Origin of the sequence: Paenibacillus ginsengarvi (assembly GCF_003626695.1) — a bacterium.
Lineage (GTDB): Bacteria > Bacillota > Bacilli > Paenibacillales > NBRC-103111 > Paenibacillus_AB > Paenibacillus_AB ginsengarvi.
Genome location: NZ_RBAH01000016.1, coordinates 174,928 through 191,858, shown reverse-complemented (window position 1 = coordinate 191,858; position 16,931 = coordinate 174,928). Strand labels below are relative to the sequence as shown.

Annotated in this window: 16 protein-coding genes; 4 read left to right on the top strand and 12 right to left on the bottom strand. The window is 50.1% G+C overall.

Annotation, left to right across the window (positions count from 1 at the left end; all coding sequences use genetic code 11):
* The 3 genes from D7M11_RS21460 to D7M11_RS21450 all read right to left on the bottom strand — a co-directional run.
* Nucleotides 1–862, bottom strand: an 862-nt coding sequence (locus D7M11_RS21460; RefSeq protein ID WP_120749305.1) for an IS4 family transposase, incomplete at its 3' end; no start/stop codon positions are given.
* A 317-nt stretch (nucleotides 863–1,179) separates the two neighbouring features.
* Nucleotides 1,180–1,455 carry a CD3324 family protein gene (locus D7M11_RS21455; protein WP_120749304.1) on the bottom strand — a complete coding sequence of 92 codons (276 nt, stop codon included), beginning with the start codon at nucleotides 1,453–1,455 and terminating at the stop codon, nucleotides 1,180–1,182.
* Nucleotides 1,456–1,465: 10 nt separating this feature from the next.
* Nucleotides 1,466–2,404 (bottom strand): hypothetical protein, encoded by a 939-nt coding sequence (locus D7M11_RS21450; protein ID WP_120749303.1) that lies wholly within the window; start codon nucleotides 2,402–2,404, stop codon nucleotides 1,466–1,468.
* Between the two features lie 160 nt (nucleotides 2,405–2,564).
* On the opposite strand from D7M11_RS21450, the gene D7M11_RS21445 reads away from it, so the two are divergent.
* Nucleotides 2,565–3,842: a serine hydrolase domain-containing protein gene (locus D7M11_RS21445; RefSeq protein WP_120749302.1), complete on the top strand. Its 1,278-nt coding sequence runs from the start codon at nucleotides 2,565–2,567 to the stop codon at nucleotides 3,840–3,842.
* Nucleotides 3,843–3,881: 39 nt separating this feature from the next.
* Here the strand turns inward: D7M11_RS21445 and D7M11_RS21440 are convergent, their stop codons facing one another.
* Entirely contained in the window at nucleotides 3,882–5,027 is a 1,146-nt protein-coding gene (locus D7M11_RS21440) for a M16 family metallopeptidase (protein WP_120749301.1), read from the bottom strand.
* 285 nt (nucleotides 5,028–5,312) lie between these two features.
* Between D7M11_RS21440 and D7M11_RS21435 the strand changes: the two genes are divergently transcribed.
* Together D7M11_RS21435 and D7M11_RS21430 are read left to right on the top strand one after the other, a co-directional pair.
* A complete protein-coding gene (locus tag D7M11_RS21435; protein WP_147433474.1) occupies nucleotides 5,313–6,638 on the top strand; it encodes an extracellular solute-binding protein in 1,326 nt (441 codons plus the stop codon).
* Between the two features lie 65 nt (nucleotides 6,639–6,703).
* Entirely contained in the window at nucleotides 6,704–8,089 is a 1,386-nt protein-coding gene (locus D7M11_RS21430; protein ID WP_120749299.1) for an ABC transporter substrate-binding protein, read from the top strand.
* An 803-nt stretch (nucleotides 8,090–8,892) separates the two neighbouring features.
* Here D7M11_RS21430 and D7M11_RS21420 read toward each other — a convergent pair.
* The 5 genes from D7M11_RS21420 to D7M11_RS21400 all read right to left on the bottom strand — a co-directional run bounded on the left by D7M11_RS21420 (nucleotide 8,893) and on the right by D7M11_RS21400 (nucleotide 14,453).
* On the bottom strand, nucleotides 8,893–10,599 hold the full coding sequence (locus tag D7M11_RS21420) for a methyl-accepting chemotaxis protein (protein WP_158606765.1): 1,707 nt from the start codon (nucleotides 10,597–10,599) through the stop codon (nucleotides 8,893–8,895).
* A 56-nt stretch (nucleotides 10,600–10,655) separates the two neighbouring features.
* Entirely contained in the window at nucleotides 10,656–11,849 is a 1,194-nt protein-coding gene (locus D7M11_RS21415; RefSeq protein ID WP_120749297.1) for a BMP family ABC transporter substrate-binding protein, read from the bottom strand.
* A 135-nt stretch (nucleotides 11,850–11,984) separates the two neighbouring features.
* The gene (locus tag D7M11_RS21410) at nucleotides 11,985–12,407 is read right to left on the bottom strand and encodes a cupin domain-containing protein (RefSeq protein WP_120749296.1); all 423 of its coding nucleotides are present in this window, start codon (nucleotides 12,405–12,407) and stop codon (nucleotides 11,985–11,987) included.
* A 20-nt stretch (nucleotides 12,408–12,427) separates the two neighbouring features.
* Complete coding sequence (biuH, locus tag D7M11_RS21405) at nucleotides 12,428–13,132, bottom strand: biuret amidohydrolase (protein WP_120749295.1); 705 nt, start codon at nucleotides 13,130–13,132, stop codon at nucleotides 12,428–12,430.
* 34 nt (nucleotides 13,133–13,166) lie between these two features.
* Complete coding sequence (locus tag D7M11_RS21400; protein ID WP_240041238.1) at nucleotides 13,167–14,453, bottom strand: cytosine permease; 1,287 nt, start codon at nucleotides 14,451–14,453, stop codon at nucleotides 13,167–13,169.
* A gap of 412 nt (nucleotides 14,454–14,865) precedes the next feature.
* On the opposite strand from D7M11_RS21400, the gene D7M11_RS21395 reads away from it, so the two are divergent.
* Entirely contained in the window at nucleotides 14,866–15,504 is a 639-nt protein-coding gene (locus D7M11_RS21395) for a class I SAM-dependent methyltransferase (protein WP_120749293.1), read from the top strand.
* 114 nt (nucleotides 15,505–15,618) lie between these two features.
* On the opposite strand, the gene D7M11_RS21390 is transcribed toward D7M11_RS21395, so the two are convergent.
* The 3 genes from D7M11_RS21390 to D7M11_RS21380 form a co-directional block, all read right to left on the bottom strand.
* Nucleotides 15,619–16,017, bottom strand: coding sequence for an ArsR/SmtB family transcription factor (locus D7M11_RS21390; RefSeq protein WP_120749292.1), 399 nt, complete (start codon nucleotides 16,015–16,017; stop codon nucleotides 15,619–15,621).
* 2 nt (nucleotides 16,018–16,019) lie between these two features.
* On the bottom strand, nucleotides 16,020–16,442 hold the full coding sequence (locus D7M11_RS21385; RefSeq protein ID WP_120749291.1) for an SRPBCC family protein: 423 nt from the start codon (nucleotides 16,440–16,442) through the stop codon (nucleotides 16,020–16,022).
* A gap of 65 nt (nucleotides 16,443–16,507) precedes the next feature.
* Nucleotides 16,508–16,882, bottom strand: coding sequence for a hypothetical protein (locus D7M11_RS21380; RefSeq protein ID WP_120749290.1), 375 nt, complete (start codon nucleotides 16,880–16,882; stop codon nucleotides 16,508–16,510).
* Nucleotides 16,883–16,931: the final 49 nt, after the last annotated feature.

Genomic DNA, 16,931 nt, shown 5'->3' with positions numbered 1-16,931 from the left:
TTCGGTAGGTTTCCGCAATATCTTCCGCGCGGAGATCGAACCGGGTCGTAACGACTCGGTACAGCCGGCCTTGTTCATCGCGGTATTCGACCAAGCGAACGGCCCGTTCCATCGAGACAAACGCGCTCCCCAGCCGTACTTTCGCATCGCGGACAACTCGTGAAGTCGGCTCGACGGCGTAGGATTCCAATACGGTGGCCGTATGTTTCTCGTTGACGCGGATGACATAGTGAAGTCCCTGCTGGATCCACTCATCCATACGACGGTATTTCACGTAGCCGCGGTCCATGACGTACAGAGCGTCTTTGGCTACGACGAGTTCGGCCGCAACGGTATGATCACTAACATTCCCGGTGGTTGGAATGATGGCTTCAGGCACGAGTACATCCGGCGAATCTACGACCAGACGCAAATGCATTTTCACCATGGTCTGGTACTTGTTGACACGGGCCCATTCACCCAGTCCTGCTGGAATCAGGAGTGTTGTCGAGTCCACGATCGCCAGCTTTTCGGTCATCGGTATCTCGGACCGGGGGCGGGTCAAGTCACGGATGCGTTGGACCGTACGCAGGAGTAGATGCTCCAGCATTTCCGTAGGGATTTTCGGCAATTTCCGAGTGAGCTGCGAGTGACTGATGCTTTCGGCCTTAACCCAATCTTGCAAAGTCTTTTCCGCCCGAACCGCTTTTTCGATATCTCTCGAAGACTTATGCTCCAAGAGATAGGCCGCGATAAACAACCGGATACAGTCTGCCGTCTTCAATTTTTGTTTGCGTTGGTCGAAGATGGAAAGATCGTATTCGTCCAAAGAAAGTAAAGAAAGGTATTTACCAATGACGGTCGCATCTGATATGTTATCCATGAGGGTCTCCTTTGTATGAAGGTATGGATAACACGCCTACCTTTTTACAATAGGAGATTTTTTTTATTTGGGCCATGAAAACACATCATAATTTAACAGATATAGTAAATACAAGAGATTGTATTTTTCATGTTAACTTCTTTGCAACGCTAGTGGCTTTTGAACCTCTTATAGCCGGTGTACATGCTCCAAAAGCGATTTCGGTACGAAATAAGCGTCTCAAAAGACTGCTAGGCCATCGCACGGCCCAAGTAAAGATAGGATAAGATGCTGCAAAGACTGTTAATATAAACCAACTTCCCTCCTGACGCCGACAACTACTTCGTTTGGTTCTCATAAACGATGGCTCGTATTCGTTCTTCACTCAGCGCAAACTGTTCCGATAGTTGTGCGATGGTTAGCCCTCCTTGATAACAAAGAATTATCGCCCGGTTTCGCTCATCTAACTCTATGCGCATACCCGAGACAGTTCCCCAGGGCTTTCTGTTGACTTGGGGAATGTAAACATGCTGCCCTTGAACAAATTTTTGAATCTCCTCGATGAGATGCTCCGGTAATACGTCCTTGGCATTGACATATTTTTTTGGCCTCATGTATAGTAACCTACTCGATTGTTTTGACCAACCGAACCAGATTGGTCGCCGAATGAGAAAAGCCTTCCATCAGCATAGCGGTAAAAGTGGCATAGTGTCTGGAAGAGACCCTGCATACAACGCTCCCTAAACTTAACTGTTTCATCGATATAAGCGCGGCTTGAACCAATTTTCTTCGGTCATGGTAATAGGAGGGACGATAATGAATACCGAATCCAAGCGCATCGAACTTGGAATTTTGCATGGAGTTGATTATTTTATAGTAGGCAAAACCGTCGATTCCATTTGATTCCGGATTCCTTAAGGTTAGAAAAACATAGTCAGGTCTCTTTTCAGAGAATTGGTCTTTGAATTCTTCTACCTGGGCTAGCTCGTGATCTTCTTCTAGGATTCTAGTCATATCCTCTGAGGTCACGTCATTAACCGTAATACCCGATGGATCGAAATCCGGCGGTACTTCCCAATTCGACAATGGAAGCGCTAATGTAATCTGATAATATTCATCCGAAATAAAGCCATATCGTTCCCAGAACGAGAGGTGTCTGTTTCGAATTTGTCCGGGTAATATATGAACAAAATGCAGGAGCTTTTTTCCGCCATAATCGCGAATGCTGTCGTAACATTTGTCAATAAGGCTATGAAGTGAGTTTTCACTATCTTCCGTACATCCAAACAGCAGATAACCGTTTCGGGATGACGGCGATAGAACGACTCCCATAAATATAACTACTATTCCGTTGTCATCTGCGCCTACAAAGCCCTTGCCAACGGAACTGGTTGGTGAAGAAACAGTTGGGAAAAACTGTTCTTTTATCATGTCTGCGGACTCCGTAAACACACCAATATCGTGGTTTTCAAGTCTTTTGTAGGTTTCTTTTATTAGTCGCTTGATGGTAGTAAAATCGTCATCTTTATGCAATTCTCTAATCGTGATGGGCTTACTGCTCATGGCCCTCGCTCCCTTAACTTGATTTGATCTTATATTTGCATGAATGAGATGTGAAAACAATCCTAAAAATGGGTGTGAAAAATCATGCGGGGAAGCTAGGGAGCGAGTATGATGTAGTTATTACATAAAATTTTCAATACCAGAGCGAGGCCAAGTTAAAATGCAATATACCCATTATTTTGAACAGTTAAAAATAACCATTCCCTTACTGATGGAAGAGCATCATGTACCCGGATTATCAATTGCCGTTGTAAATAAAGAGAAGGTTCTTTTCTCGGATTCTTATGGTTATACTGATTCGTCTAAAACGACGCACATCACAACAACAACGCCGTTCAGTGTGCAGTCTGTATCCAAAACATATACGGCGTTTGGGTTTATGCTGGCGGTACAAGACGGCAAAGTATTGTTGGACGACCCACTAAAGAAATATGTTCCCGCCTTTTCAACCAAACATAAAGACGGGCAAGATTATTCCTATGAAATCACATTTCGTCATTTGTTAAAGCACCGGTCGGGTCTGGCCCATGAGGCACCGATCGGCAATAATTTTGTGTATGGTGCGTTTGAGGAACATATTCGCAGCATCAACGATACTTATCTGCGATTTAAGCCTGATGAACAATATTCTTATTCTAATTTGGGCATGGACCTTGTCGCATATGCGTTGGAACAGATTTATAGTAGGCCGTTTGACGAGTATATGAAAGAAAAAGTATTCATTCCTCTTGAGATGACCAGCAGCACATTTAATCAAGTCGAATTTCTGGAACGAATGGATAGCGCTGTTGGCCACGACAAAACTTCCTTGCCTAAACACCCGATATCGATGCTTGGAGCGGGAGGGATGTACTCCTGCGCCAATGACATGGCTCGCTTCGTAATTTGTTTCCTAAATCAAGGTGTGTATAATGGTAAGAAAATCATGAATCAGGATCTGATCCGGCGCATGTACAACGAATCTCCGATCTCCGATTCATGGACCTATCATCTTGGAATGGAAGCTGGATTCTGGAATAAAAAGGTGATGCTTAACCATAATGGCGGCGGTTTTGGGTTTTATGCAACACAAGATATTTTACCCGAGAACGGCTTTGGGGCTGTAGCCTTGACCAACTCTGTAAATCATCCTAACATTCAGCGCGGTATAGTTCGGAATATATGGGATGATTTTTTTGAAATGCAAGATTCAGGTTTTGAAGATTGCAGACCGCTTAATGAGGTATACACCCAATATGTCGGGGTATATGAAGCAACCTACAACGGCGGCGTGTGGAAGCTGGCTGTATATCCTCGGAACGGGAAATTATATTGTAACAACCAAGAGTTGATAGGATATGAACCTGGGTTGTTTTTCACCAAAGCGAATGATTGCATCCAATTTGATCATGGTAGATTGGCATACAATTATGTTTCATTAAAGAAACGAACAGAATGAGCAGGAAGTCCGGTTGCCGAGCGACCGGAATAAATTCGCCTATTGTGGAGCTTTGCTAATTTGAATAAAAAGCATATTGGATTCCTGAAAGTAAGCTTCGGCAAAAAGGAGCACATCCCTCGCTTCAACACTGCGAATTCGATCTGCAAAGCCGAGCGGATCGGGAGTTAAGCCGAAAATATGTTCGGAAGCAAGGCGTGCGTTCAGTGCTTCCGGATGATCTTCATCTATGAGGAATCTGCCGATTATCGATTTTTTAGTTCGCGAGAGCTCGTCAGCTGGCACGGCCTCAACTCTAAGACGGTGTAGTTCTGTTAGGATTATTTTTTTGGACTCATCTATTTGTCCAGGGTCCGTACCAACATATCCGCTAATAAAACCTTCGCTGTACATGGTGTTTAGGATTACAGAGACGCTATAAGCGAGCCCTCGGTCTGTACGGATTTCTTTTGCTATTCGGGATTGAAGTAAGCGTACTGCCACATATCCCGCATACCTGTCCAGCGACTCTCTATCAGGTCCGTACATTCCCCAATGCAATTGCGCTTGGTGGATGTTACGTTCTATATGTATTATTCGGCCATCCAACTTACAATGAAGCAGTTTTTCCAAGCTAGACGGTTGAATATCGGATTCATTGGGGAAGGAAAGCGACTCCAAATAATTCACTAGCTTCGAATGATCGATATGGCCTGTTACGACAAGTACCACATTACTTGGCTGATAATATTCTGTATTAAATCGAATTAAATCTTCCCTTGTGATGGAGGTAACGGAAGATTCCGAACCGAGATTGCTTGCACGTTCCGGATGCATCCCGCGAAGATGACGGAGCAAAAGCCTATTGCCGTAATCGCTTGGTTTGTCCTTGGCTCTTCTGATCTCTTGAACTACTACCGTTTTTTCAAGTGCGATTTCGCGCTCAGGGAAGGTGGATCTGAAGACAATATCGGTTAAAAGCTCGACCCCCTGTTTCCATTCGTCGTATGGAGTGTGTACGTAATACCGTGTCCATTCCGGGTATGTTGCCGCTCCCCAACGCCCCCCAATTTCAGAGACCTCGTTACTAATACGTTCTTTCGTGCGAGAGACCGTGCCTTTAAACTTCATATGTTCCAAAAAGTGAGCGATTCCGTATGGATAAGATTTCTCATGGTGACTGCCTGCTTTCACCCAGCAGCACATTAGCGCAGATACCGCTTTTCGTTATGTTCGGTAATGACAGTCAGGCCGTTACTGAGCACAAACTTATTCATACTAACCCTCTTGGCAACTTCAATCCATATAAATATACTAATTTTTATAATTTATGTATATCCTTGAAGTCGAACAGAGTATTATGCAGACAACATCCGGAGAGTTTTTGATGAATATTTGTTAAAATGGAAAAAATTCGAAACTTTTGTCGTTCCTTTAAGGTCTAATGAATATACGTTCATTTTCACCACGCAGCAAAAGGAGCGCCTATTCGTGCATAAGCTGGTATCCGGATTCATGCTTGCAGCATTACTGGCTGCTCTACTGCCGGGATGCGATAAGACCGAAAAAGAAGAAACAGCGTTAGCCACAATCAAGGTGGCATTCGATAACGAAGGATCGTTTTTAGGCCAGTACGGCGAACTGTTTATCGCCAAACATCCGGAGATCGAGATTGAGGTCGTATCACTTTACGAACAATTTGCAGCCGGCAAAAATACGGAGCAAGCTTTCGAAGCGGTCATGCGGCAAGCGCCGGACGTACTCGCGCTAAACATGGACCAATATACCAAATATGCGGCGGAAGGCCGCTTGTATGATTTGAGTCCGCTTATCGCTCGCGACCATTTCGATCTTGATAAGCTGGCTCCGGCGGTCATCCGGTTGTTGAACGCAAGCGGAGGAGGCGGATTGTTCGGATTGGGGCCTGCTTTTTCGACATCTATGCTGTATTACAACAAAGACTTGTTTGACCGGATTGGCGCCTCCTACCCGAACGACCAAATGAGCTGGAACGACATCTTGCAGCTGGCGCAGCGGTTTGCGGATAACGGGGAGGAGAAGCGGCGTGTCTACGGAATCCAAATGCGGGACACGGCACCGTTTTACTTGGCAACGGAGATAGGCAGGACACAAGGTCTGGCCTTATACGACCCTGTAAACGGCAAAATTACGGCCGATACATCCGCCTGGAGAGACATTTTCCGTACGGTCGTTCTGGCGTATAGTCCGAAAGCGAGCTATATTTATCGGCCGCCGCTTCAGCCGGGCGGAAGCCTTGCGGACGGATTCAGCACCGATGCGTTTATCAACGGCCGCGTGGCGATGCAGATACGAGGGTTCGATCTGATGGACGAGCTTCAGAAGGCGAAGCAGCTGTACGGCATAGAAACGCCGAACTGGGATGTCGCCATGCCCCCGGTAAATCCGCGTGATCCGGAGGTGAATGCCGGTCTGGACATGCAGCGCATCTTTGCCATTAGTTCGCAGTCCCCTCGCCTAGACGAGGCGTGGGAGCTTTTGAAATACATTCATGGCGACGAATATGCCAGAATCAGATCCCGTTCCGAAAAAAACGTTTTACTGACCCGGATGGGATACAGCGGCAGCAGCTTCGGCCGCGATCTCGACAAGTTTTACAACAGCAAGCCGCCTAATTCCGCTGCGACGACCGATCCGAATCAAATGGCCTCAATCCTTTCGTTTGTAAAGCTGGCCAAAGAAGAAGTGGAAGCGGCCGTGAACGGCTCCAAAACGGTGGAGGAATCGCTGCAAACGATTCAGCTTCAAGGCCAGCAGATGTGGGACCAGGCCCAGTAAGAGGAAAAGCGGCAAGAAGCTGCCGTGCAGAGGCCATAACGGTTCGGAAAGCGAGTGAACAACAGTTGCGTACTCCCCTTTTTTCCGTATTCGCATCGGTGCTGCTTCTGGTTACGTCGGCCGGATGCCGCCTGGAAGGACACGGCGACGTTCAAGCGCTAAAACCGATGGAACAGGAACCCGTCACGCTCAAAATCATGTACGAAAACGAAGAACGCTTTTACTCAAAATATGGAAACTTGTTTATGGCCAAGTATCCGAATGTGAACATCGAAGTAGCCTCTATGGAAGCGATGTATCGCTCCAACCGTTATTCGATTGCCGCGATGGAGGAGTGGATCGAACGGGAACGGCCGGATGTGCTATACATGATGAATATGGAGCAGTTTGTCCAGTATGCAGCCGAGGGCAAATTGTACGACATGGATATGGTGATCCGTCAAGACCGGTTCGATCTGAACGCGCTGGCCCCATCGGTTGTCGAACTGCTCAGGGAGAAAGGGGGAGGCTCCTTATACGGACTCGGCACTACCTACTACAGTCTTGCGATGTTCTATAATAAAGACTTGTTCGATAAGTATGGGGTCCCTTATCCGCAAAACCGGATGAGCTGGGAAAAAGTGTACAAGCTGGCGCAGAGGTTTGCCGTCGAAACCGGCGATAGCTTGCCTGTCTACGGGCTTCAGTCCCGGAACGGGCAGCATCCGTATTACTTCGTGAAGTCGATCGGCGGCGGACAGCTTCTGGATATGATCGACCCCGTCAACCAAAAATTGACGCTCGCGTCCGACGCGTGGGTTAAAATCGTACGAAATGCGGCAGACGTGTACAAGTCGGGAGCCCTTTATTTGGTTCAGGACTGGCTTCATAATAAGCAAACATTCGGCGATCCCCGCAATCGGGACCCTTTTCTGGCGGGGAGAACCGCGATGGCGATCGACGATGTCTCTCTGCTCAGATGGTTGAAGGAGAAGGGGGCGAAGAAAGAGGTGACGTTCGATTGGGATCTGGTTACGGTCCCGGTGGACCCGAAACATGCGGATACGGGCTCCGATTTTATGTTTACCGATTTATTCGCGATCAGCAGCCGGTCCTCGCAATTGCGCCCCGCGTGGGAATTTATCAAATACATACACGGCGAAGAGTATGCGAAAATCAAATCGCGCACCGAAACCTCGTTGATGACGAGAGTGAAGGCCAGCAACGAAGCGTACGGCCGTAATCTGGAAGCTTTTTATGCGCTGAAGCCCGCGGATACGCTTTTGTATATCGGGTACAATCAAATACCGGCCAGCTTCCCACAATCGTTTAACGTTCTGGCCGCTTCTGAGATCGGCGCTGTGTTTACTGGCGGCAAATCGCCGGAAGAAGCGCTCGGTGTACTTCAGACCAAAGGGCAGGAGCTGCTGGACAAGGCGATCCAGACGCAGCGCGAGGAATCGAAGAAATGAGCGATTTCGCAACGCCTGCGGACGAACGCTGGTGAAGGTTACGAAAAATTGGATTAAATAGTCAAGGAGGACAACAATGCTGCTGCAAGATACAGACCAACTGGACGATGCGGGGATGTACTCGTTATGGAGCGCTATGGGGACATCTGGTTAGGCTCCAACAGTGATTTGCTTGCCTCTTTGAGCGAGGAGGCCCGCTCTTCAATAATACTGCGGCAAATTAAACCGGATTGAGCCGGCCACGAAAACTGCGGGAATGAGCGAGTTAGCATTAGTGAAGCGCCTTTATCCGGTACTATGGAAACTTAGTACTGGTTGTATGCTGCGCTCTAACGTATGGTAAACTCATCACAATCGAATCCCGTGAAGGGTGTAAAGGGTTATGCTGAAAAAGATGGTTAGCTTGATTTCATTGCTGTTATTCATCGGCATCGGTTTGTTTTCCGTGTACAGTTTTATGTTTCCGTTTGAAGCCGGGCAAAGACTGCAGGGGGCTTGGTTTGGTCTAATCCTGTTCGTAAGTCCTATCGGAGTCGTTATGTCATGGTTTTGTAGGCCGGTCGGGAAGGCATCCAAGATCAGAACGGTGTCGATTATAGGTCACCTTCTGTTACTTTTATTCTTAATCCTATACATGACACTCGGCTATGTTATCTGGGGGGTCTAGATGAGAGGGGGACGGGTATGTAATTACGAATTTTGAAAACTGCAATTAAGTTGATAAAGAAAATTGGCACCTGGTTTGCACCCAAAAAAAACCGCCCGGCGTTTTTTCCGGACGGTCTTCCTTAAAAGCTATCGGACTAAATCCTGAATTCGGAAACGTGGCTTTGCAGCTCTTCGGCTTGCTTGGCCAGTACGCTAGCCGACTTCGCAATTTCCTCCATCGACGCCAACTGCTCCTCTGTGGCCGCCGAAATATTTTGCGAGCCGGAGGCGACGGTGTCGGCAATCGCGATCATCGCATTCATCGACCCGGTGATCTGCTCCGCTCCGCCGGAAATTTGCTCGACCGCGCCCGAAACAACGTCAATTTGATTCGTTACTTCGTCCACGGCATGGTGAATCTGCGTGAAAGAATCCCCGGCAGCTTGAACGGCGTTCATCCCGACAGCCAGCTCGCGCGTTCCTTTCTCGCTGGAATTGACGACGTGGCCGATTTCTTCCTGAATCGCGCTGATCAAACTATTGATTTGTTGCGCCGATGCGGCGGATTGTTCCGCCAGCTTGCGGACCTCATGCGCCACAACAGCGAAGCCTTTGCCGTGATCGCCGGCTCTCGCTGCCTCGATGGCCGCGTTCAGGGCGAGCAAGTTCGTTTGTGCGGAAATTCCGGTAATGACACCCACGATGTCGTCGATTTGTTTGGATCGGTTCCACAAATTTTTGACGGATGCGGTCAGGTCGTTCACGGTTTCATTGACGGAATTCATCTCGCGAACGGCGACTTGAATCGCCTTGTTGCCTTCCACGACTACGTCGGAAGCGGTTTGGGACGTTGCCGTTACTTTTTGGGTCAGCGTCCCTACTTCCTGCAGGCGATCGATGATTCCATTGACCGTTTGCGCCGTGTTTTCCGCACTGGAAAACTGTTTCTCCGAGCCTCCCGCCAATTCCTGCACAGAACCGGTTATTTCCTCGGTCACTTTGCTCGTCTGTTCCGCGCTGGCCGTCAGTTGTTCCGATGCCGCCGCCACCTGTTCCGCGCTTATCGCCACCTGGGAGATGAGGTTCCGCAGATTTTCCGCCATATCGTTGACGGAAGACGTTAGTTGTCCGATCTCGTCCTTGGATTTCTCCTCGATACGACTAACGGACAAATCGCCGGCGGCAATTTTTTTGGCAACGCCCACAACGTTTTGAATTCGGCGGGTGATATGGTTCGCCGTATAAAGGGAGATGAGAACGCCGAGCGCGACGATGGCCAGAACGATGATGACCGTGGTCACGCTCATGTTGACGCTGGTTCCCATCAGCGTTTGTCCGCGCTGCTTCACATCCGCCTTCGCGCTATCGTTCAACAATGCCATCTGATCCAGAAATTGCTTCGTAATCGGCTTGAAGCTGTTTCGCAGCACTTCCTGGGCAACACCCGCTTCCCCCTTCTCATAGACGCCAAGCACATCGCTTTTTATTTTATTTTGGATATCCTGATGTAGGGCAATCAACTGTCCGATTTGTTCTTTTTCCGCTGTCGTGACGAATTTGCTTTCCGACAGACCGTTGAGGTCGGATTCGATTTCGGAGTGACGCAAGTCGTAGTTCGTTTTATATACAGGATTGCCGGTCATCAAGTAGCTTTGCATCATCGCGGTGCTTTCCGTCATATTGTTGATCATTTTTTTGCTCAACTGCTCGAACTGATCTACCCGGATGACACCGACAACTGACATGACCTTTACTTCCTTTTTCAAATTCGTCATGTTGAGAAACGTCAAAAATCCCATAATCAGAACAAGCAGCATAATAAAGGAATACGAAAGCAGCATTTTATGACTGAGCTTCTCCATATCAAATCTCCCCGTGAATGAAATGCACCGACAGGCCGCTGGCGCAAGCCGGTTCATCATTTTGCGATTTTGCCGATAACGCCTTCTACCAAATAAGTGCTGCCGCTCATGATGTCTTCGTCCTTCACGACCGTGCCGGCTGGAACTTTGATGTTCCCTTCATTGTCTTTGATGGGGCCGGTAAACGGCCGCATGTTGCCGGATATGAGATCGGGCTCCAAGCTTTTTACTATTTGCTTGACATCCTCGGGAACAGCGGGGCCGAATTCCGCCAGCTTGGCCGCCCCGAACGAATCGGGAAATTGGTACACCCCGGCATATCGGCTCGATTTGAAGCCGCCATCTTTGGCTGTTTTGACCAGTTCGATGTAGGCATTGCCCCAATCCCAAATTCCTCCCGAGATCCAGCTGCTTTTCCCGATCTTGCTCGCATCCGCATGGTATCCGACCACTTTGACGTTGCTCTTGAGAGCCGTTTCAACGATCGACGTCGTACAGTCCTGATGCTGCGAAATAATATCGACCCCGCTGCCGATCAGTTGATTGGCCGCTTTCACTTGCTCGGCAGGTTCGCACCAACTGTTTGTGAATACGACCGACGTCGTGGCATTCGGGTTGACCGAACGAGCGCCCATCGTAAATGCGTTAATGTTCAGCAGCACCTGTTCGATCGGCACGGAGGCGACGAAGCCGAGCTTTCCCGTCTTCGTCATCTTTCCTGCCGCAACGCCGGACAAATACATTTGCTTCCAGATGGAGGCGAAATACGTGCCTACGTTGTCGGAAGACTCCAGTCCGCCTTGATGGTAAAAAATGATATCCGGATGTTTTTTGGCTACATTCAATACGAACGGCAAATAGCCGTAAGAAGTCGGAAAAATGATTTTGGCGCCGGACCGAATCATTTCTTCGATTTTACGTTCCACCTCGGCAGATTCCGGCACATTCTCAGCGCGGATGACGTCAACGTCGGGAAACGCCTTTTCAACCGCTATACTGCCCAAATAAGCTGCCTGATTATAGCCGAAATCGTCAAATCCGCCAACGAACAAAAATCCGACTTTCGTGTTGTCCGTCTTTCCCGCCTGCACGATTTTTCCATTCTCGTCAACGATGTTTCCCTTGTCATCGACATATTGCGCCATCTGTTCAATTTCTTTGTCGGAAACGCCGTCAGGCCTCGAGCAGCCCGCAGCCGCGATCAGAACGAAGGCGACAAGCAGGGAAGCTAGCAATGTTTTGAATTTCATGTTGGATACTCCTCCTGGAACTGTGCATAAATCCGGATGCGCAACGATATTTCAGCCGAACGGGAAGGCATGCGAAAAATCCGCCGGATTTTCACAAGCGCCTTCCCATTCGCTTCCTGCACATTCCGTTTCGTTTCATTCTTCGGTAACGATTTCGACCGGATGGGTGGCAAAAAACGTATTGGACGGAGGCTGTTCGGCCACCGGTATGAAAATGCTTACCTGCTCCGTGGGAATCGAATCGTCGTTGCGCACCGAGTGTACGCTGCCTGCGGGAACAAGAAACGTATCCCCTGCCTTGAACGATTTCCATTCGCCGTTACAAAGCAAACGAACTTGGCCGACGGTAATGTGGATGATTTCCGCCACGTCGTGATAATGGGGAAGAACCGCGCCGCCGACTTCTATTTTTTCCCACAATACGGAACTGAGTCCGATGCCCAGTTCATCGGCCTCCTCCGCGCGCACGATTTCTTTGAACTGCACGCGATCATGCTCCGCAAAACGAATCCAGCTGAGTGCTGATGCTTCGTTTACTTTGGTTGTTCTGAACGTCATTATTTCCCTCCAATTATGTGTTATTGACCGACAAATTTGGGGCGTAATGAGCCAAGCGCGCCGATGACCTGTTCCGATGAAGATACGCTTCCGAACACGCCCCCTTGCATCGTGACCATTTTAAGCGCCGCCAGATGATTATCGTAGTCCGTTGCGCCCGTGCAATCTTCCAGAATGAGGCATTCGTACCCTCTGTCGTTCGCTTCCCGCATCGTCGTATGCACGCAAACATCGGTTGTAATGCCGGTTAGTATGAGATGCGTGATGCCCTTATTGAGCAGGATCAAATCAAGATCCGTTGCGTAAAAACTGCCTTTTCCCGGCTTGTCGATCACGATTTCGCCGTCAATCGGCTTCAACTCGTCGATGATGTTCCATCCGGGTTCGCCGCGAACGAGTATTTTCCCGGCCGGACCCGACGAGCCGATCTCCGCTCCGATCTGCTTGCTGCGCCATCGTTTGTTGGCTGGCAAATCGGCCAAATCCGGACGGTGACCTTCGCGGGTATGGATGACAGTCATGCCGGGGGTGGCTCTTACCGCTTCCAACAGTTTGCGAATCGGAGCGATAGCCCGGGCCGTGAGAGACAGATCGTAGCCCATCCGGTCTACATAGCCGCCCTTTCCGCAAAAATCGATTTGCATATCGATTACGAGCAGCGCTGTCTTATTCGGATCAAGCGCGCCGTTATACGGCCAATCATATGGGTTGCCTTGAATTTGCATAAAGCCGTGGCTCCTTAGATTCGATTTTGGCAATTTAAACGTCCGATTTCGCAGTCAAGTCTGCAGTCGTTACGGTCGATTCGTTTAAACTGATCAGCCAGTAAGCGAACGCAGATACGACAATGCCGATTACGGCCGTAGACACGTCAGGGAAGTAAGAATTCGCAATAAGGGCGGCCGTCGAACCGAGCAGCCAGGCAATGAACGGTTTTGCCCGCATCTGGTCGTCCGCGGTTGCGTCATTTCTGCGCGTCACATAATGGTCGACAATCATGATCGTTCCGATCGGCGGAACGATGACACCGAGTAGATTCAGCCAGTCGATGAAGTAATTCCAAACGCCCAGAGCCGCCAGCACGATGCCTACAATTCCGAGAATAACGGCCAGCACGCGCATGTTCCCCTTGACGATGGAAGACCATCCTACCGCTGCGTTATACAGACAATGCGAGCATACGGAACCCAGATTCACGAATAAAAACAGGATGGCGACGGCGGACAGCCATCCGCCTTTTGCGGCAATGGCGCCGAACAGATCGCCCGTTCCGCTGCTCGAAGCCGCGATAATGCCTCCGATCAACATGGCCACGAGATTGGCAACGGGGAATGCGGAGAACGTCGCGAACGTGGCGTGACCGCGGTTTTTGGCCCAACGCGTGAAATCAGCCGTTAACGTCCCCGAATCGACGAACAGAGCAAAAACGAGCGTAACCGCCACGCCGAAGGAAAGCGCTATCTCAGGGTTTCCTTGATAACTCCAGATGGCTTGTCCGCTGCCGACCGCCTCTATGGCCACATACAAACCCAATATGACAAAAAGCGGCGCGGACAAAATGCCGATGAAGGAAAGCGCGCGAATTCCGATGAGCGTAAGCAGCAAGTACAGCACGCCGGCCACGATGGCGATTACAGTCGGATTGACCGGGAATGTCCCGGCTAGCGTAGTACCGGTCAAGCCTGTTTGTACGGCAAACCAGCCGATCACGAGCGTGGACAGCAGCCCCGATGGGAACATGTAACCACGCTTGCCGAACGTACGCGAAGCGAGCATGGCGAAGTTTAAACCGTTTTTCGCGCCAAGTGCGCTTAGCAGGCCGACATAGGCGAAAAGCAGCAAATTGCCGAGAATCATCGCAGCGAGCCCGCGGCCGAAACCGAGACCTTGCACCAAAGTCGCTCCCGTAACGGCACTTGTAATAATCATCGGAAACCCTACCCAAACCATTGTGACGGAAAATAAAGACTTTCTGTTCTGCGGCGGTACCGGGCTGTTTTCAAATTCCTCCTCGATCAGATCGTTTCGTTTGGCAGCTTGCTCCACGCATACCCCTCCCATGAAATTAAGTTTTCTTGCTATGCGAACTCAGCGACGCAATCACATTTCAATCACCTCCTCTCCTAATAGGTAGGACTATTTACACTAGTTGGAAAACCGCAACAAAGATAATATCGACAAAATTCTCTGAAACGTTAGGGCGAATTTTACATTTTACAAAAAAAATTCAAACAAAGACCTTAACTTCCACTCCCAGCTCACCTCACCGTAAGGCAGCCGCTTATAAAAATTTGCCGTGAAGGGGCTTCAGGTAAAGCTCCGGGACCGGCTTGCGGCCCATTTCTGAACTCGGTGAGCAAGGCTGCCGGCATCATCGGAAGCGTATTGCACTATTTAGCAGGAAAATGAGTTTGCTTGGTGAATACCTCTACAAATTTGGAATCATGGAAGTGGGGAAATGACTGTGGAGAAACGTTCGGAAGCTGAACAATGGAACGAAGTGTTTGCCGGTCTAGAGCTTCGCAAGCCGCAGACGGATTTGTGGCTGGAAAAGTTCGAGACCAGACTGGAGTCGGCTCCGGATGGACCGATCTTGGATCTGGGCTGTGGCAACGGCAGCGACTTTTTGTTTTTAACCGAACGGGGTTACCGGGTTATCGCATGCGATTTCTCTTCGGAGGCGCTGGCGAATATCCGCAGGCATAGACCGGGCGCGGAAACCGAACAGTTCGATATGACGGGCGGCTTGCCGTTCCCGGACAGCAGCGCGAGGGCAGTGGTTGCGGATTTGTCGCTGCATTATTTTTACTGGGACGATACGGTCTCTATAGTCAACGATATCGCGAGAGTGGTCGGCAAAGGCGGCTTGCTGCTGGCACGCCTGAATTCTATGCGCGATGTTCATTACGGCGCCGGGCAGGGTATAGAGCTGGAGCCCCATTATTATGAGCATGAGGGGCGGCGGAAACGTTTTTTTGTCGAAGCGGATGTGCACAGATTGTTTGCCGGATGGGAGATTGACGCGTTGACAGAAACGGAGATGCACCGCTACGGGAAACCGAAAATATGCTGGGAGCTGGCGGCCTCAGTCCGCTGATGAGCGGGCCCGAATCTCGTTGAAGCAGCGGGGGCTGCGAAAAAATAAAAAGCCGGGCTTTGGGCCCGGCTGCAAACGGTTCATGCGGCGTTTGCCAATTTCCCGCTGTTTACCTTACTCCTCGCCAGTGAGATTCCCCTTGCGAGTCACGATGTGCAGACCTACGGCTTCGCCCTTCCCGGCCGAATCGTCTTCCTCGACCAAACGTTTGAGCGCGGCCATCTTGTTTTCCCAATACCGCTCGAAGTAAGCGAGCCATCTTTTTAGCTCGAGAAGCGGCTCCGGTTCCATCCGGTACCGCGTTTCGCGGCCGACTTTCCGCTCGGTGACGAGTCCGGCGTCGGACAAGATGCGCAGATGCTTCGAAACGGCGGTGCGGCTGATCGAAAAATGGCTGCTGATGACTGTGACCGGCATCTCCTGCCCGTCCAGCAGAAGCAGCAGCCGGCGCCGGGTCGGATCGGCGATCGCCTGAAAGACGTCGTGCTTCTGCTGTGCCGTATTGGCTGCCATATTCAGCCCTCGACTAAAGCGGCAAGCTTCGTACCGATGCCGCCCCAGCCCTGGGACATGCGCTCGCGCACAAGCGCGTGGGTTTCGCCGAATTCGGTAACTTTGTCCGGGTCCCAGCCGTCGTGAATAAGCGTAAATTCCGTTTTGCCGTCCTTCTCCGCCAGCTCGAACGTGAGCGTCCAATCCTTGCCCCATGTGAACGACAGGCGGCGAGGAGGATCGAGTTCGGTAACTTTGCAAGGCGAATCGCCGAACGGTCCGGCCTTGAGCACAAATTCGCTGTCGAGAACGGGTTCGAACGTATTCGGCATAAACCAGGCGGCGATACCTTCAGACGTCGCAACGGCGTCCCATACTTTGGCGATCGGCGCGTTAAGCAGTTGAGTTTGACGAATGGCGGGAAGGGTCCCTCCGGAATGATTCATTTTGAAGTTCCTCCTAAACGGTTATAAAATGCGATGTTGGTTTCGTTCGGCCGGGCCGTTTCCGTTTACCGGCTTTTGACCAGGTCCGCGCGGCGGAAACGGAGAGCGGACCATTTCTCGTCGACCGCTACGTTGCTGACGGCACGGTATGATGTACTATTTTGTACCAAAGCGTTTAAACTATCCCGGTTCAGATCGCTCTTTACTTTCGAGCTCGACTTCGGATATGCGATCCAGAACACGGCATCCTCCTTCAGCATGCCAGCCGCGCGGGATAACCACTCGTTGGCCTCCGCAGCGTTATGGACATACAGCAGTAAAAAGTCCAGCGATTCGCCGGATTCGTTCCCGACGCCGAGTCCGTACCCGTCCGGTGCGTTTAGCACGACAGCCGCTCCGGGCTTGTATCGCAGTTTTTGCAGGATTGCCTCGTTATCCAATTGTCCGCCTCCTTTTGTAATGTGAAACCTTTTGGTTTCGCTTTTCACG

Coding starts and splice junctions, on each gene's coding strand:
- D7M11_RS21455 (WP_120749304.1), bottom strand. CDS start 1,455: ATGAGGCCAAAAAAATATGTCAATGCCAAGGACGTATTACCGGAGCAT.
- D7M11_RS21450 (WP_120749303.1), bottom strand. CDS start 2,404: ATGAGCAGTAAGCCCATCACGATTAGAGAATTGCATAAAGATGACGAT.
- D7M11_RS21445 (WP_120749302.1), top strand. CDS start 2,565: ATGCAATATACCCATTATTTTGAACAGTTAAAAATAACCATTCCCTTA.
- D7M11_RS21440 (WP_120749301.1), bottom strand. CDS start 5,027: ATGTGCTGCTGGGTGAAAGCAGGCAGTCACCATGAGAAATCTTATCCA.
- D7M11_RS21420 (WP_158606765.1), bottom strand. CDS start 10,599: ATGGAGAAGCTCAGTCATAAAATGCTGCTTTCGTATTCCTTTATTATG.
- D7M11_RS21415 (WP_120749297.1), bottom strand. CDS start 11,849: ATGAAATTCAAAACATTGCTAGCTTCCCTGCTTGTCGCCTTCGTTCTG.
- D7M11_RS21410 (WP_120749296.1), bottom strand. CDS start 12,407: ATGACGTTCAGAACAACCAAAGTAAACGAAGCATCAGCACTCAGCTGG.
- biuH (WP_120749295.1), bottom strand. CDS start 13,132: ATGCAAATTCAAGGCAACCCATATGATTGGCCGTATAACGGCGCGCTT.
- D7M11_RS21395 (WP_120749293.1), top strand. CDS start 14,866: ATGACTGTGGAGAAACGTTCGGAAGCTGAACAATGGAACGAAGTGTTT.
- D7M11_RS21390 (WP_120749292.1), bottom strand. CDS start 16,017: ATGGCAGCCAATACGGCACAGCAGAAGCACGACGTCTTTCAGGCGATC.
- D7M11_RS21385 (WP_120749291.1), bottom strand. CDS start 16,442: ATGAATCATTCCGGAGGGACCCTTCCCGCCATTCGTCAAACTCAACTG.